The following is a 16268-nucleotide window of genomic DNA, read 5'->3' as shown; positions in this document are numbered from 1 at the left end:
CGTGTTTCTAGCGCGGGACGACCTGGTAGATCTCCAGGGTCGCCTTCGGCAGCTCGAAAGCCTGCACGGGCTTCAGGCAGGTCGCGTCAAGACGGTGGTCGTCTGCGAGCACGTAGCCCACGTTCGCTTGGGCGAACGCGGAGCAGGCGTCGAAGGTGACCCGAATCTGGTCCTCAGCGGGATTGGAGACCACGGGCTCCCCGGGGCCCGCGACCCAGCTCACGCCGGCGAGTCGGTTCCACTGGAAGGCATACTGGTTCGCCGGGTCGATGACGCCCCACATGGCGCGGGAGGGTGCACCCTGGAAGCCGTTCTCCGCACGCACGCCGGACTCCAGCAGTACCGCAGTCGTGAGTCCGCCGCCGATCCCGACCCACGTCTTCGGCGCCGAAGCGTCGAGGGCGACAACGGCCCGGGACACCGCCGTCTCGCGCAGGTCGAGTACCCCGCTGTAGATCGGGTTGCTCAGGCCAGAGCCGGCGATCGTCACGATCAGGAACGCGGTCGCGGCGAGCCTCGGCTGACGCCGCGCGGCGAAGTAGATGGCCGCCGCTGAGAGCAGCGCCCAGAGCCACCAGAGCTGCACGGCCTCGAGCATTCCGGGGAGGTGCCGGATGGCCACATATCCGATCGCAGCCTGGGAGAGCGCGAACAGGCCGGCCGAGATCGCGGCGATCCAGAAGCCTGCCCGCACCCGGTGTTCGTCCAGGTACCGCAGCACGTAGGCGAGCAGGCCGAGGGACGCGAGCCCCATGCCCAGCCGCACGCGGTTCTGGCTGGTCTTGTCGAGCAGCAGGAGCCGGGCGATCGCATCCCATCCGGGCACGTACAGGTAGGCGAGCAGCAGCAGGACCACCGCGGTGAGCCCGATGAGGGTCCAGGGCAGCATCCGCTTCGCCCTGGCCTGCCTGAACACGATCCACCCGACGACGGGCAGCAGGTAGATGCCGATGTAGAAGAAGGTCGATGCTTCAGAGCCGTTCGCTCCGAGCAGTCCTGGGCGTTGCGCATTGAGGGTCTGCGTGAACGAGGATCCGATCGCAGAGGCGAAGCTCAGCAGGCTGCCGCCACCGGTCGGTGTCACCCGGTTGCCCGGGTATGTGGTGCCGAGGAACGCCTCGACGGTCGTGAGTTTGGTCGCGAGCCAGAGAACCGTCACGGCGGATGCCGCGAGCCCGGCCACGAGCACCGGTCCGACCCGCGAGAGCACTGCCCGCAGCCCTCTGTTCTCCCGGCGACGCTCGATCACGAGGCCGATCGCGAAGAACAGCACGACGAGTACCGCCGGGACGATGAAGGGCACGTAGATGCCTGTCGCCATGACCACCGTGAGGTAGCCCACGAGGGCCGCCCAGCCCCATCGGGACCGCAGGGAGCTGCTCGAGAACGCGTGGATCAACGCCGTCATGGCGGTGAGTGCCCACACGACCGGCCACAGCGTCGTGGACAGGTACCACCACTGGAAGAGCGGGCTGTAGAGGAATCCGACGGCGATCATCGCGGAGACGCCGGGCCGCCTGGGCAGCAACGTGACGAGGAACATGTACGCGGCGGCCGCCAGTGCGAGCCCGGGGAGCCACCATTTGAAGGCGATCGCGTGGTCGACGTCCATGACCATGAATCCCCAGAGGTGGGGCCGGAAGGCCACCGTCCAGTCGACCCGGGGCAGGTCCTGCGGCAACGTCGCATCCATCCCGCCGGGGAACGTCTCGTTCACGAGCGGAAGCCCCTGCTGCACCTGGGCGATCGCCCACACCGTCTGCACGTTCCATTCATCGGACCTGGTGAGCTGTGGCGTGCCCGCGATCAGGCTCGAGTCACTGCCGTAGGCGATCTGGCTGTGGAAGACGCCTGAGGACGACCCGTTGATTCCGAGTGCGACGAGCACGATGCCCAGGATCAGGAGCAGCGCGGGGAAGGCGAGGAGGACCCGCGTGCGCGGCAGGCCGTCCGTACCCGGTTCGGTGAACCGCCGATAGCCGTCGCGCCAGGCGTGCAGCCGCGATCGCCCGACAACGGGCGTCAGATCCTGTGGCACGGCGAGTTCCTCCATCACTTGCGCGGAATACGTCCGCATCGGGGCCACGGGCACCCCCGGCGCCGACCCTCACCCAGAGTAGACGATTGGTGCCAGGGCCATCGAAAGGGCCTAGACGGGCTGCACAAGGTCGCGCAGCACGTCCTGGGCGCCACGCCCGAACCGGGCGTAGCGTCCGGTACGCCACTCACGGACAACGGGGAGGATGCGCGCCGCGTACGCTGCGGGCAACGAACTGCGCATCAGCTCATGATCGAGCTTTTCGTTAATGAGTGCGAGCTCGGTCGGTCCAGGTTGTGGGGCGAGTTCAGGTGCGCGTTGGGCGAGAACCTCAGCCCTCTCCAGCAGGCGCCGGTTTCGTTCACTGCGGGATGCCTGCAGGCGCCCGAGTCGACCCGCGGCATCCAAGGTCGTCACCCCGATCTGATTCCCGCCATGCTGTCGGTAGTCGACGAGTTGCTCGTCGAGGAGATCCATGCTCCCGGTCGCTGCGGCCACGATGGCCAGCCATTCGTCGTGCACCCACGCGATCGGAAACGGGCGGGCGCGCTCCAGGAGCTCCCGCCGCAGCATCGTGGTGGCCCCGGTGACGATGTTGCGTCGGAGGAGGAGTTCGAAGGCCCGGCCCTGGTGTTCCAGGTTCTGTTCCGCGTCGGTCACGCAAAGGGTCCGCAGAAGGGTGGTGCCGAGCGGATGCCCGGCGCCGTCTACGAGCCGGGCGTCGGTGTGCAGGAGCAGCAAGTCAGAGCGCCGCGCAAATTCCGTCTCCATCCGCTCAAGGCGGTTCGGCTTCCAGACATCGTCCTGGTCGCTCAGCGCAAGGAGGTCGCCGGTGCATGCGCCCAGAGCCTGCTCGAAGTTCACTGCCACGCCCAGTGGTTCGGGGTTCCGGATGATGACGAGCTCGATGCCGAGCCCCGCGTTCGTCCTGCGCCACTCGCGAACGACACGATCGATCACATCCAGGGTCGCGTCGTTTGACCCATCATCCGAAACAACGATCTGGTCGGGCCGGAGCGTCTGGCCCAGGATGCTGGCGAGTTGCTCACCGACGAATGCGGCCCCGTTGTACGTGCACAAAGCAACCGAAACGTGTGAGGGTGGTGTGGATTCGCCAGTCATCGTGCCCTCTCCCCGCAGACCCCGCCGGTCCTATTGGACGCGACGCGCCCGTCTCATCCAGGACGTCGTTCGCCAGGACCGCGATGCCTCGAGCTTCTGGATCGTCGATGCCAGCTCGTCCGTGGAGTAGGTGACGCAGTCGCTCATGCGAAGGGCCGGTCCGCCGCCGAAGAGCTGCGACAGGGCACGCATGGGCGCCTGGATGCGCCACGATCGCGATTCGAGGATGGTCGCGATCCGCCGCAGCAGCCCGATCCGAAGGTGCGTGTTGGTCTGGACTGCCGAATTGTGGTCCTCATCGCCGCCATTCCCCGCCCGTCCTGTCACGAGGTCCCGTACCGCGCGGGCCTCCCCGATCGGCAGAAGTATGGGTAAGGCATCGAGCTTTCGGTCGATGGCGAGATGGTTGAGTTGCCACTCGCGGGATTCATGTTCCGTTCTCGAGGACTCTTCGGTCTCCCACCAGTGATAGATCGCGGTGATCTTCTTGGAGTCCTCCACGCCGACGATCGCCGCACTGCGCAGGATCAGGTCCCAGTCCTCGGTGGTCGTCATGGTCTCGTCGAAGGTCATTCCGAGGTCGTCGAAAATCCCTCGCGGGAAAGCGATCGACATAAGCGGCGTGCTGTTGCTCACGAGGTGCGATGTGAACGAAAAACTCGGGGCGTATGGGAACTTGGGGCTGCCGATCGCCCGGATCCCCGGAACCTGACGCACCGTGACCCGATCGACCGATTGCATGGTCGCGACCGCGCGCAGGAGCGCACCGGGCTTCCTTCTCTCGCTGGTCAGGAAGGCCTCGACCCAGTGGGCGAACACATTGTCGTCGTCATCCAGCACAACGACATACCGACCACGTGCAGACTGCATTCCGACGTTCAGCGGAGTCGCACGCCCACCGTGGTCCACCTTGACATAACGAATTCGCTCTCTGAGCCACCGCGGATTATCTTCGATGGCTTGTTCTACCTGAATTTGGTCAGAGGTGAGCACTTTGTGCCCGAGGACAAGGACCTCAAAGTCGTCAGACGTTTGTCCTGCGAGGCAGTTGAACACTTCCCGCAGTTCAGCGATGCGTCGGCCTTGTGTGCGAGTGAGAATCGTCAGGAACGGGCGGTCGTCCTGGACGTCGGTGCTGTCGACAAGATGAGACGCCTGCGCGGGACCCGCAACGCAGGACCACACGAATTGGTTCACGCGGCCATTGGACTCGGCGGATTCACGGACGTAGCGGAGGAAGGAGTTGAGAGTCGTTCCGTCCTGCAACGCAGGATGGGTGGACGGGAAATGCTGGTCGCTCTGCGACAGCTCGACGTTCTGCATCCCGACCCTGTGCAGTCCGGCAGCGCCCAACTTCGCCACGAGGGACTTTTCGCTGAAGAATTCGATGTGCGTCGCGTCGAGGAGACCGGACACGGTGTAGTCCCACTCGCCGAGCAGAAGCTTGTGGGTCACGTCCTGGTGCGTGACGTTGGGCACGCTGACGACGACGTGCGCGTCGTTGCTGCGGCAGAGCTGGGCGATGACATCGAGAAGGCCGCTCGCGGTGCCGATGTGCTCGAGCCCGTCCAGGATGGAGATGGAACGCACCCTGCGACCGGCCAGGATCTTCTCGATGAACGAGAACGTGTCCGGCAGTGTCAGGTCGTGAGCGTGCATCTCGAGGCCACGGGCGCGTGCCGAGCGAAGACCCTCGGAATCGAGGTCAACCCCCACGTACTGCCTGCCCAGTTCCGATTGGACGACCTCGCCGATGACGCCGAATCCGGCCGCGAGGTCGAGGTGGACACCGTCCCCGTCGGAAATCCGGTACTCCTTGAGGAGCGCGATCGTGTGCCCATAGACGTTGTCCACCGCATAGGCGTTGTCATACGGGTTGCCGCTCATAGAAGGTACCTGTGCTTCGCGTATTCGTTCGTCGGAGTGAACACTCCGACGACATGGTCGGAATCCACCTGGGGGGCGAGTAAACCGGCAAGACGCCGCCGCTCATACTCGGCGACCGCGCGAAGCAGTGTTTCGTCCTTGGAAGAGCGGAAGTAGCCGGCTATCTTCTCGACGAGGTCATCGCGAGACCACTTGTGCGCCAGGAGGAGCCCTGCCTCAGCCGAGTAATACTGCTCGGCCGAGGTGGGCTGCCACTGTCCGTCGTCGCCGAGGCGCTTGTCATGGAACACCGTCGCGGCGGGCTGGAAGACGACCAGCCGGCCGGCTAGACGAACACGCCACGAGAAGTCCACATCATCGCAGTACATGAAGAAGGTGTCGCTGTCGAAGCCGCCGAGTTCGACGAAGAGATCGCGCGGGATCAGCGCGCAGGCCGTGGTAGCCCACATCGTCTCCCCGGTCACCGGGTCGTAGTCCTTGGGGTGTTCGATGGGGAGCTGTTTCGCCTCGGCCATGCCCACGAGCGGGTCGTCCAGAGAACGGATCAGGAACCCGAGGGCACGGGGGGCGAGCACGACATCCGGGTTCATGATGAGGACGAGGTCCGTGTCCAGATGCTCGGCAATGAGATTGTGCCCGAGAGCGGAACCGGTATTCCTGCCGAACCATTCGTAGCGGATTCGGAGGGAGGGAAACCTCTCGGCCCAGGCCTCAAGGACGTCGGTGTCGAGCAGGGGACGCGGGGACGCATCCCCGTAGGCCACCTGCATAGGCCAGACGGCTCCCTCGGGGACGGCCAGTTCAGCGCAGCGGTTGAGACTTTCGAGTGCCCGTTCGATGGCGCCGACGTCGTTATTGTAGAGGACGCACTGAACGGTGACGGACTGTTCAGCGTACTCAGGCACGGATGTCTTCCAGCCAGGAGATGAGTTCGGTCAGCCCTTCATCGAGGGAGACTCGCGGCGACCAGCCGAGGTCCGCAGTCGCAGCGGAATTGTCCGCAAACGCGGCGCGGACATCGCCCGGACGGTACTGGCCGGTGACCGTGGGGGCCGGCGCGGAATACCTGTCCGCGATCATCGTGGCGACCTGGCCGATCGTCGCCGGGACTCCGGATCCGATGTCCCAGAGTCCGCTGCGTCCGTGAACGATCGCCAGGCGGATGCTTTCAACGACGTCGCTGACGTGAACGAAGTCACGCAGGATCTCGCCGTCCTCGTAGACAGGAATGCTCTCACCGCTTCTGGCGACGCCGCAGAACAGCGGGAGAATTCCCGTGTACGAATTCGTCGGCGACTGGCCCGCACCGTAGACGTTCTGAAGCCGGACGATTCCGAGAGCAACATCGCGCGGGGTGCACCATGCCCTGAGCAGGAGCTCCTGCGCGACCTTGGTGGCACCGTAGATACTGACCGGGCGTGTCTGCGTGAAGCGCGCGTCCATGGCAACAGGTTCGGAGCCCGCCGCAGCCCAGATTCCCTGGGTGAGGTCTGCTGTGGTCCGCGGTTCCGCGGGCACGACGATGCCGTCGGCGTTGCGGAGGGATCCTTCCCCGTACACGGCACGGCTGCTGGCGAGCACGATCTCCTCGGGCAGCGCTCCGGACGCACCGAGGGCGTCCAGCATGCGGGTCGTCCCGACCACGTTGGTCATGCTGTGGAGCGTGGCTTCGTCGTAGGACTGGGCTGTGCCCGTCTCGGCGGCCAGATGCACGACGACGCGAGGGTGGGTACGGTCGAGGACGCGGTTCCACGTCTCGACCTCGGTCACATCGCCTTCGATTACAACCGCGGCGGGATGGAGGTCTTGTGAGTGCCGGCGGCCGTTGTGCACCTGCGGACTGAAGTTGTCCACGATGACGACCTCGTCAAAATGGTTGATGAGCGAATGTGAGAGTCGCGAGCCGATGAAGCCCGCTCCTCCCGTAATCAGTACAGTGCCAGCCGACATGGTGTGACCGTCCTCCCCCTGCCCCGTTTGGACAACTCGACCAGTCTAGACGCCCCGTGGAAAGCCCCATAGTCGCGGCGGAGCACCACTTTGGGTCGTCAGCGGGGTGGAGGCTGCCGTTCGGGCACCTCTCCTTCGACGTCGCGCAGCCGCAGTTCGAGCAGGGCGATGGATTCCGCGAGACTTCTCGCCCGCCCCTCCATGCGGGTCAGCTCGGAACTGTGCTGAAGGCAGACGAGGAAGAGGATCGCGATGCTCACGAAGAAAACGAGGTTCGTCGGAACCTGAATACCGAGGAGCTGCGCGGTCCACTCGAGCGTGACCGGGAAGATGCTGGCCAGGAGCGCGGCAATGCCGGCGACCATCCACCAGATGGCATGCCTCTCGCGCAGGCGTCCTCGGCGGAGCAGCTCGACGACGATGACCAGTGTCAGGAGCGCGGCGGCTATCCCGAGCACATAGCTCGTCAGGGTCATGCTGTGCCGCCCTCGGCGCGTCGGCCCAGTGGGGGTCTTAGGAGGGCGAACAACAGTGCGATCATCGCCCTGCCGAGATAGACCGCCGACTTGCCGGCGCCATGCGAGGGCGTTCCGCCGGATCGCACGCGCATGGATGCGGGAACCTGCATGACACGACACCCTCCACGAACGGCAATGACGAGAGACTCGACCGTGTCGCCGAGGTACTCGGCCGGATAGTGCTTCGAAAAGAGCATGACCGCTCGGGGGCCACTGGCTCTCAGGCCGGACGTGGTGTCGGTGAGCCTGGTCCCGGATATTCTGCTCAAGAGTGACGAGAGAACGATCATCGCCCACCGTCTGGGACCGGACGCCACATACTCTCCTGCCCCGGCGAATCGGGCGCCGATGACCAGATCCGCGTCTGCGAGACCGGCGAGCATCGCCGGTACGGTGCCCGGATCGTGCTGGCCATCGGAATCGATTTGGACGACGTTCGAGTAGCCATGTTCGAGGGCGTAGCGAAATCCCAGTCGCATCGCCCCACCCACGCCCAGGTTGATCGGCAGAACGGCCACCAGCGCTCCCGCCGCACGCGCCGCAACGGCCGTGTTGTCTGACGAGCCATCGTCAACCACGAGGCACCCGGCACCGGGCAGCTGGTCGAGTACTTCACGGACGACGGCGCCCACCGATTCTTCCTCGTTGAATGCAGGCATCACGATGAGGGTTTTCTCCAAAGCCGTTTGCACGTGCTCCATCTTATTCTCGGCCCGTCACGTCTTCCGGGCGCGTGGGGGCGCCCGGAGTCTGCGTTGGGTGCCCGCCATGCAGGCGCGAGACGATCGCGAGATATTCCCGAGCCCGGCTCGCCCATGCCCAGTGGGCCTCCAGAACGGGCCTGGGCATGGCGGGCAATGGGCGTCGCAAGGCATCCCGAACGCCGTCAATGAGTGGTTGCAGTGAGAGCTCGCGGACTTCACGCACGGGACCTCCATCCGCACGAATAGGCGCAACCGACGGAACCGGAAACGAAACGATCTGGGCACCGGATGCTGCGGCCTCGAGCAGCGTGATCTGGAATCCCTCCGCCAGCCGGCTGGGGTTGACGAGCACCGAACCGTGCAGGACTGACCTGATGACCGCGATATCCGCGTGGCCGTAGAGATGGACACGACCGTCAATCCCGCGAGACCGAATCCGCGTCCGGAGATTCTCACGGTCCGGCCCGTCACCGAGCATATGGACCTGAAGCCCGTCGAACTCGGGTTCCGTCAGAAGCGTCGCTGCAACGTCGACGAATTCCTCCCATCCCTTTCCCCCCACCAGCCGGCCGATGAACGCTATTCCAGTCGGCGGGGCATCATCGGCAAACGCGGGCCAGTCCTCCATCCGGAGGGCGTTGGGGAAGATTACAGACTCCCGGCGAGCGAGCGCGGAAACGAACTCGGCAACCGGTGCCGACACGGCGAGCACTGCAGCCGCACGCCGCAAGACGGTCCGGCCGACGCTGAGGTCGACCAGACGTGAGGCAAGTTGGATGACGCGGGAAGGGGTTCGGACGAACCCGGCTCCGTGCTCCGTGTGGATCACGGGAATGCCCGCGAGCCGCGCGGCCCGGAGCCCGACGTAGGACATCGGGAAGAAGCGCGTGTGGGTGGACACTACAGTCGCACCGATCGTTGAAAGCAGGATACTGAGCCGACGAGCCGTTCCCCACGCCGGAAACGATATGACGGATGCGACCGGGACATGCCTGCGCAACCGGACAACACGAATTCCGTCCTCGTCGACGTCGGAGGGGGTGACGTCCAGTGTCACCACCGTCACCCGTGCGCCCGCAGCGCGCACGGCGTTGGCCAGCTGGAAGACGTGGCTCTCGAGTCCGCCCAGGCGTGGGGGATAACTGTTGACGATGATCGCCACGTGAACGGCACCAGAGTCACCCGGTTCGACCTCTATCGCCACGGTGCTCCCCCGGATATCCGTTTTCGCTCTGAGTCTATTCCCCCTGCGGTTCGCGTCGACGGGGACGGTCGCGGGGCATCCGCTCGGGGCGGCATCCGCGGTCCGGTGTTCCGGACGACCGCGAACGGGCGGCAGGTAAGCTCACCACGTGACACTCACTGTGATTTCTCCTGCGCAGGCGCGGATGTTGACGGCGGTGATGGTTCCCCTCCTCGCTCTCGTGGCTCTCCTGAGCTGGGCGACAGCCTCGCCTGTCGGCGCGAGCCCCGATGACGACTTTCACCTCGCGAGCATCTGGTGCGGGGACGGACTGCGTGCGGGCCTCTGCGAGACGGGGCCGTCGGAGGCAGAGCGAGTTGTGCCTGAATCGGTGACGACCTCCGCGTGTTACGCGTTCAAACCCACGGAGACCGCGTCCTGCCAGGGCGGAGACATCGCATCCAGCGTCACGACGATGATCGCGACTGGTCGCGGCAACTGGACCGGCGCATACCCCCCACTGTTCTATTCCGTCATGGGGATGTTTGCCGGGCCGAACATCACGATCTCAGTCCTCCTGATGCGAGCGTTCAACGCCCTCCTGTTCGTCGCGTTCACGACGGCGTTGTTCTGGCTGTTGCCACCCGCCAGACGACCGCTGTTACCCATCGCCCTGGTCGTCTCGGTCGTTCCACTGGGTATGTTCCTGATCCCGTCGACCAATCCCGGCAGTTGGGCGATTCTTTCGGCCGGCACCCTCTGGATCTCCCTTCTGGGATACTTTGAGACGCACGGTCGGCGCCGTCTGGGACTCGGCCTGCTAGCCGCAGCAGCCACGGTCATCGGATCTGCGGCGCGAGCCGATGCCGCCCTCTACGCAGTCCTTGCCATCGGGATTGTCGTCCTGATCGCCGCCCGGCGAACCCGGCGTTTTCTGGTGTCATTGGCCCTGCCTGTCGCCCTGGCGCTGACGGCTGCGTTCTTCTACTTCTCGTCGGGCCAGTCTTCGTTTGCCGAATCCGGGCTTGCCTCGAACGCAAGCGGAAGCGATTGGCAGCAGCTTCTGTTCGTGAACGTCCTCAATGTTCCCCAACTCTGGGTGGGCGCCTTGGGCTTCTGGGGGCTCGGCTGGCTGGACACAATACTTCCGAGTCTTGTATGGGTTCTGGCCGTCTCCGTATTCAGCGCAACGGTCTTTGCCGGCCTTCAGTCGACGTCATGGCGCAAGGGTCTGGCGACCACTGCTGTATTCAGCATGATGTGGGCGATTCCGACCTACGTTCTCGTGCGCTCCCAGGCCTTCGTAGGAGAGCAGGTCCAGCCCCGTTACATCTTGCCGCTCATGATCCTGCTGGCGGGGATTACCCTTCTCCAGCCCGTCGGGCGCGCGCTCGCACTTGGACGGGTTCAAGCGGGTCTCATCGTCGTCGGTCTCAGTGTCGCCAATTCCGTGGCTCTGCACTTCAACCTTCGGCGTTATGTCACAGGGAGCGATGCCATCGGTTGGAATCTCAACGCTGGTCTCGAATGGTGGTGGAAAATCGGTCCGTCACCGATGGCCGTTTGGATCACCGGGACTTTGGCGTTCGCCGGTGTTGCAGCCGTTCTGCTGATGATGACTCAATCCCGGTACGTCGGCCTCTTCGAAGTGGAGCCCGCCGCCACCGAGCGCACCACCGAGCGATGGCAGACGGGTCGGGCTCCGGACTAGCGCATATAGCTGAGCCGGCTCCGAACCTTCTTGGCGACTGCCCTGACGCCTCCGGCGCGCCAGTAGTGCACAAAGAGTCCAGCGTCATAGCGAAGACCATGCTTCTTGCGTCGCACCTCTGGACGTCGATGCGACTTTCTGGCTTCTCCGGGAGTCACGACGCCGCTGGCCAGGAGATCGGGCGAATGACGAGGATTGGCGACGAAGTCGACGAGCGGAGCAAGGACCGTCTTCCATTCATAGTCAGCGCGCACGCGCTGAATGTTCGCCCGCGCTCCCTGAGCGAATTCGTCGTCGAAGAGAACTCTTTCCAATGCGACCGCGAGTGCGTCGATGTCGTTGGGCGGTACGACAATACCGAGGCCTTCACTCTGGACGAGGGCCGCAAAGTGGTCGCCCTCTGTGACGACCATGGGGAGCCCGGCCCACAGATAGTCCAGGATTCGGGTGCGGAAGGAGAAGGTCGTCTCGACATGAGCGAAGTGGGTACTGACACCTGCATCGGCCTCTCCGAGGTAGTTGTGCCTTTCCGCGTAGTCGACCCACGAGGAGTTGAAGAAGACGCTGCTGTCGAGCACGCCGAGATCTGAGGCGAGGGACCGTGATTCGGCGACGATGCCCATCTCGGGTACGCCAGGGTGCGGATGCTTCGTCCCCTGGAAATAGAGCCGGACGTTGTTGTGAGTTTCCGACAGTCGGGCAACGGCGCGAATCAGGGTTTCCGGGTCGAACCAGTTATACAAACCTCCGCTCCAGAGCAGAAGCTTGTCAGTCGCCCCGATTCCCGGCAGGACACCCTTCAGTACGGGCCGAGTCGCAGGAGGAAATACTCCGTTGAGGCCGAACGGGACGACTTCGATCAAACCGGTCAGATCCGGATCGGAGGCATAATTCGCGGGGTTCAGACGACCAAGGGCTGCGAGCTGGCCGAGATAGAAATGCCGCTGGCGCTCGGAGGCGCACATGAAGAAGTCGCCGCGCGAAAGTTGTTCATTCAGCACGTCGGTCGCATCGGAAACCTGCTTGTTCCACTGCACCGCACCCTGCTCGCGGCCCTGCTCCAGTTGTTCGAGGTGCATCGGGTCGTAAATATCGGCAACGACGATCTTGTTGGTCTTCCTCAGTGAATCGAAGAGCGCCATCGCGAGCCCCTGGAAGACAATCACGTCCGCCCGCTGCTCCAGGCGACCCATCATTCGGTCATCGCCCGGGTGCACATGCACGATCTCGAACGGAGCATCCACGGGTTCGGCACCGGCGAGGGTGACCAGCGTGACGTCATTTTCACGGGCGAGGGCTGCGGCCATGTTCCAGGCTCGGATCGCCGGACCTGCCATTTTGGCGCCGATGGGATCGCCTGTGATCACGAGGACACGCGTCACGACCGGAGCTTCCGTGACACCGAACGCGTTGACGATCTTTTCATAGCCCTTCAGATAATGCTCTGAATGGTAGGACGGGGCGTCGGTCTCACCGAAGAATCGCCAGATGGTCTTGTCGGGAACGACACGAGTCGACTGGATCAGGTCCCGAGACTCCACGAGGGATGGCAGGTTCTCGACGAATTGGTCAATGGCGTATACACCGGCGAGGGTATCCCTGGCGACTTCCTGAACGGGGCCGTTGTCGCCACCCTTGCGAAGATCGAGTGACGTCGAATCCAATTTGCCACGAGCCACTGCCCGACGAACAGTCAGCGCCAGGGTCGCTGGAAAGATCTTCGCGAGCGCCTCGTCGCCGAGGTTCTTGTACTGGGTGAACAGTGCGTTTCGTTCGAGAAGATAGGTTTCCTTGAAGGCGCCGAACGACGTCATGGACGCGTGGTGTTTGTGGAACGCCAGGGACGCCGGCTCGTACACGAAACGCCATCCGCGGAGGTTGAGTCTCCAGCCGAAGTCGACATCCTCGAAGAACATGAAGAATCGCTCATCAAACCCGCCGAGCGCATCGTAGACACTTCGACGAACGAACATCGCCGAACCCGTCCCGAACAGCACGTCGCGCGCGTGGTCTGGTTCGGTGGGGACCGCCTGGGCGGTCAAGGGCTTATAACCCTGCCCGAACCAGGTCATGGCCGATCCGATGTAGTCGACGAGAAGACCGTCCCAATCGAGCACTCGACTCGCGATGGCGCCGATCTCTGGATCCTGGTCGAAACGACTGATTGCGGACCTCACCCAGGCGGAGTCAGGCTTGGCATCGTTGTTCAGGAACGCCAGAAATTCTCCTGAGGATGCCTTCACGCCCAGATTGCAGCCCCCGGCGAACCCGAGGTTATCCTTTGATTCGACCAGAACGACATGAGGTGCTGCAGCTCGGATTCGCGCGGCGCTGTCGTCACCGGAGGCATTCTCGACCACGACGATTTCGAGGAGATCTGCCGGCCAATCGATCCGGCCGAGCTGGGCGATGGCCTCGATGGTGTCATCGGTTCCTCGGAAATTAACGAGGATGACGGACACTACGCCCGCTTGCTTCTTCGGCATGAATGGCTTCCTGACTTGTGGGTGTGCGCATAAACCCTACCAAGCCCCCGCTGACGCAACGCCGGACTCTGTCCGGTACCACGCTTTCAGCGGCAGCCGCCGCGCCTCCCGTTCACGGAACCGTGATGGTTCGACACAGCAGCGGGGTGTCCGCACCCGCGCCGATATTCTGCGCCGTCACGCACACGTCGTTTGAGCCGGTTTGGGCAGGGATGCGAATCCCATAGCCGTGGTTGGCGCCGTATCCCGGCATCTGCGCAGCGGCAGCTGCACTCGGGGCGTCGGCCACCACTGTCGTCTTCGTTCCATTGACCGTGACGATGACAGTGACAGGGCCGGTCGAATCGGGATCGATCGCCCATCCCCACGACTCGACGGTTCCCGCGGTCGCCCACAGGTCCTGGACGAGGCCCACGGGCGGACCACTCGGCGCCGCGGGCACGATGATGGTCTGGCACCCGAAATTAAGGTTCGCGCCAGACGCCACGTTGATACCCCATGCACACACTTCGTGAGCTCCCGGCGCTGCGGCAATCGTGGCGCCGAAACCATGATTGGGTCCGTAGCCGGGATAGGCGGCGCCGACCGCGGCGTTCGCGGAGTTTGCGCTAAGCACGGTCCATTGTCCGTCGATGCGCACCTGGACCGGGATTGGTCCTGTCTGGTCAGGGTCGAGCGCCCAACCCCACATGCTCACACCGCCCGCGGTTCCCCACACCTGGTTCAGCGCGCCAACGGGCGAACCCGACAAGACCATGACAGTGCGGCAACCGAGGGCCAGGTTTGCGCCAAGGCCCTGATTGACGCCCCAGGCGCAGACCGTGTGTTTTCCAGGGGTCGCCTTGATCGTCCCGCCGAATCCGTGGTTCGGACCATATGCGGGATAGGCCTGCCCAACGCCCGCGTTCGCTGCGTCGGCAGTGAATACGGTCCAGACGCCGTCGACCGTGACGTGAACCGGGATGGCAGCGACGGTGTCGGGATCAAGTGCCCAACCCCACATGCTGATTCCATTAGGAGTGGTCCACATGTCGCTCATGACACCGATCGGCGAACCTGACGGCACGACGACCGTTCGACACCCGAGGGTAGTATTCGATCCAGCCCCGATATTCACAGCGTAGACACAGACCGTTGCAGGTCCACCTGCTGCAGGTATGACCCCCCCGAACCCATGGTTGGAGCCGCTGGCCGGATAAGTTCCCAGGCTGGCTGTGCTCGGACTGTTCGCCTGCAGAACGGTCCAGATCCCATTCACCGTGACGTGTATCTGAATCGGATTCGTCGTGTCCGGGTCCAGTCCCCAACCCCAGAGGCTTACGGACCCGGGGCTGGAAAAGACATCCTTCAGTTCGCCGGCAGGCGAGCCGTCGGGAACCGTGATGTTATAGCAACCGAGCTGGGTATTCTCGCCTACCCCTTGGTTCACAGCGAAAACGCACACACTGTAGGGACCAGCCTGGGGAACGGCGATGCTTCCCCCGAAGCCGTGGTTCTGTCCGGCACCTGGATACATCGTTTCGGCGGTTGAATTGGGCGCATCAGCGGTCCAGGCAACCCATTGGTCGTTGACCTTCACGTGGATTGCCAGCGCGTTGCTGGAAGCGCTGCCATCGACAGCCCAGCCCCACATATTGATCATGTTGTTGGTCGCCCAAATCTCCTTGACCTGGCCGACGGGCGAGCCGAGGGCCGTTGTGCTCGGACCGAACCAATTGTTGAAGAAGACCCAGAAGTTGCGGTTCCCATACGAGGAGCAGTTATCACCCGTGGTGTACAGGCTGGCCAAAGAGGCACCATTGGGCTGGTAAGGCGTGTAGTTGTACAGGTTTGCCGTTGCCTGGTTCTCGATCGTGACTGTCGATGCCCCACAACTGGCGTCAGGACTCCACTGGATCCTGGTGGGACCTATGGCGTATGTTCGCGCGGGGAAGTTCGTGTACTGCCGAAACTGCCACGCTGCCTTGTAGACCTGATTGTAGAATCCGTAGAAGGCCGCGTCGCAGTTACTCGTGTCTGGACAGCCATAGCCCGCCGCCTTCCGGTAGGTGCTCGCCGTCGGGCTGGAACTCGACACGAGCGACGTCTCTTTCTGGAGAAGGACCAAGAGGACTTGCGGATTGATACCGCACGCCTGTGCCGCTTTGTAGATGATGCTGCTCGCCAGTTCGTTGGGCACGCCGTCGTACGCGGCGCAGTGCCCCGGGGCGACGGCTGCACGCGACACCGTGTCCATCCGATAGTCCTTGAGGCAGGTATAGCCCGCATTGCACGCGCTCTCCTTGCCAACGAGGAACGCCTGAATATCAGCCTCACTCATTGTCTGCGTGTTAAAGAAAACCTGATCGCTGATGATATTGCCTGGTTGGAACTGCGAGCCGGTGACCGCGGCAGCGCTGTCGACCGGGGTGACAAACGTCGGTACTGTGAGCACGGCTGCCACGAGGGACGCCATTGCGATCATTGCCCCGAATCGGCGCAGCGGCCGCCTGCTCGGTCGAACCTCGCTCACGAGCACTGTCACAGGTCTACACCGGGAAACGGCTGTGCCGGCAATATCAGTTCTGCGACGGAAAAGGCTACGATCTCGAACATTGGCTCACCCTGATCTTCCAGCTAGATAGGTACACGTTACGTGCATGCGTGGACGAAAAGGAATCGCAGTGGAA

The 16268-nt window shown here is 63.7% G+C and carries 11 protein-coding genes; 1 reads left to right on the top strand and 10 read right to left on the bottom strand.

What is annotated here, in order from left to right; all coding sequences use genetic code 11:
- Positions 1-7: 7 nt before the first annotated feature.
- The 8 genes from RHM57_RS01630 to RHM57_RS01595 all read right to left on the bottom strand — a co-directional run bounded on the left by RHM57_RS01630 (position 8) and on the right by RHM57_RS01595 (position 9381).
- Entirely contained in the window at positions 8-2038 is a 2031-nt protein-coding gene (locus tag RHM57_RS01630; protein WP_322189464.1) for a hypothetical protein, read from the bottom strand.
- 111 nt (positions 2039-2149) lie between these two features.
- On the bottom strand, positions 2150-3160 hold the full coding sequence (locus RHM57_RS01625) for a glycosyltransferase family 2 protein (RefSeq protein ID WP_322189463.1): 1011 nt from the start codon (positions 3158-3160) through the stop codon (positions 2150-2152).
- 30 nt (positions 3161-3190) lie between these two features.
- Positions 3191-5047 carry a methyltransferase domain-containing protein gene (locus RHM57_RS01620; RefSeq protein ID WP_322189462.1) on the bottom strand — a complete coding sequence of 619 codons (1857 nt, stop codon included), beginning with the start codon at positions 5045-5047 and terminating at the stop codon, positions 3191-3193.
- Complete coding sequence (locus tag RHM57_RS01615) at positions 5044-5952, bottom strand: glycosyltransferase family 2 protein (protein ID WP_134449045.1); 909 nt, start codon at positions 5950-5952, stop codon at positions 5044-5046. Before RHM57_RS01615 ends, RHM57_RS01620 begins: the two co-directional genes overlap by 4 nt.
- Positions 5945-6997: an NAD-dependent epimerase/dehydratase family protein gene (locus RHM57_RS01610; RefSeq protein WP_322189461.1), complete on the bottom strand. Its 1053-nt coding sequence runs from the start codon at positions 6995-6997 to the stop codon at positions 5945-5947. The genes RHM57_RS01615 and RHM57_RS01610 overlap by 8 nt, the downstream gene beginning before the upstream one ends.
- Positions 6998-7095: 98 nt before the next feature.
- A complete protein-coding gene (locus tag RHM57_RS01605) occupies positions 7096-7473 on the bottom strand; it encodes a DUF2304 domain-containing protein (protein WP_322189460.1) in 378 nt (125 codons plus the stop codon).
- Entirely contained in the window at positions 7470-8216 is a 747-nt protein-coding gene (locus RHM57_RS01600) for a glycosyltransferase family 2 protein (protein WP_416173102.1), read from the bottom strand. The genes RHM57_RS01605 and RHM57_RS01600 overlap by 4 nt, the downstream gene beginning before the upstream one ends.
- A gap of 1 nt (position 8217) precedes the next feature.
- The gene (locus RHM57_RS01595) at positions 8218-9381 is read right to left on the bottom strand and encodes a glycosyltransferase family 4 protein (protein WP_322189459.1); all 1164 of its coding nucleotides are present in this window, start codon (positions 9379-9381) and stop codon (positions 8218-8220) included.
- A gap of 190 nt (positions 9382-9571) precedes the next feature.
- On the opposite strand from RHM57_RS01595, the gene RHM57_RS01590 reads away from it, so the two are divergent.
- The gene (locus RHM57_RS01590; protein WP_322189458.1) at positions 9572-11113 is read left to right on the top strand and encodes a DUF2142 domain-containing protein; all 1542 of its coding nucleotides are present in this window, start codon (positions 9572-9574) and stop codon (positions 11111-11113) included.
- On the opposite strand, the gene RHM57_RS01585 is transcribed toward RHM57_RS01590, so the two are convergent.
- Positions 11110-13599, bottom strand: a complete 2490-nt coding sequence (locus RHM57_RS01585) for a glycosyltransferase (protein WP_322189457.1) — start codon at positions 13597-13599, stop codon at positions 11110-11112. The two genes, RHM57_RS01590 and RHM57_RS01585, sit on opposite strands and share 4 nt — an antisense overlap.
- A 112-nt stretch (positions 13600-13711) precedes the next feature.
- Positions 13712-16042, bottom strand: coding sequence for a hypothetical protein (locus RHM57_RS01580; protein ID WP_322189456.1), 2331 nt, complete (start codon positions 16040-16042; stop codon positions 13712-13714).
- Positions 16043-16268 lie beyond the last annotated feature (226 nt).

This window comes from Cryobacterium sp. 10S3 (assembly GCF_034344045.1).
Lineage (GTDB): Bacteria > Actinomycetota > Actinomycetes > Actinomycetales > Microbacteriaceae > Cryobacterium > Cryobacterium glucosi.
The sequence above is the reverse complement of the archived record's forward strand: the minus strand, read 5'-3'. Positions and strand labels throughout refer to the sequence as shown.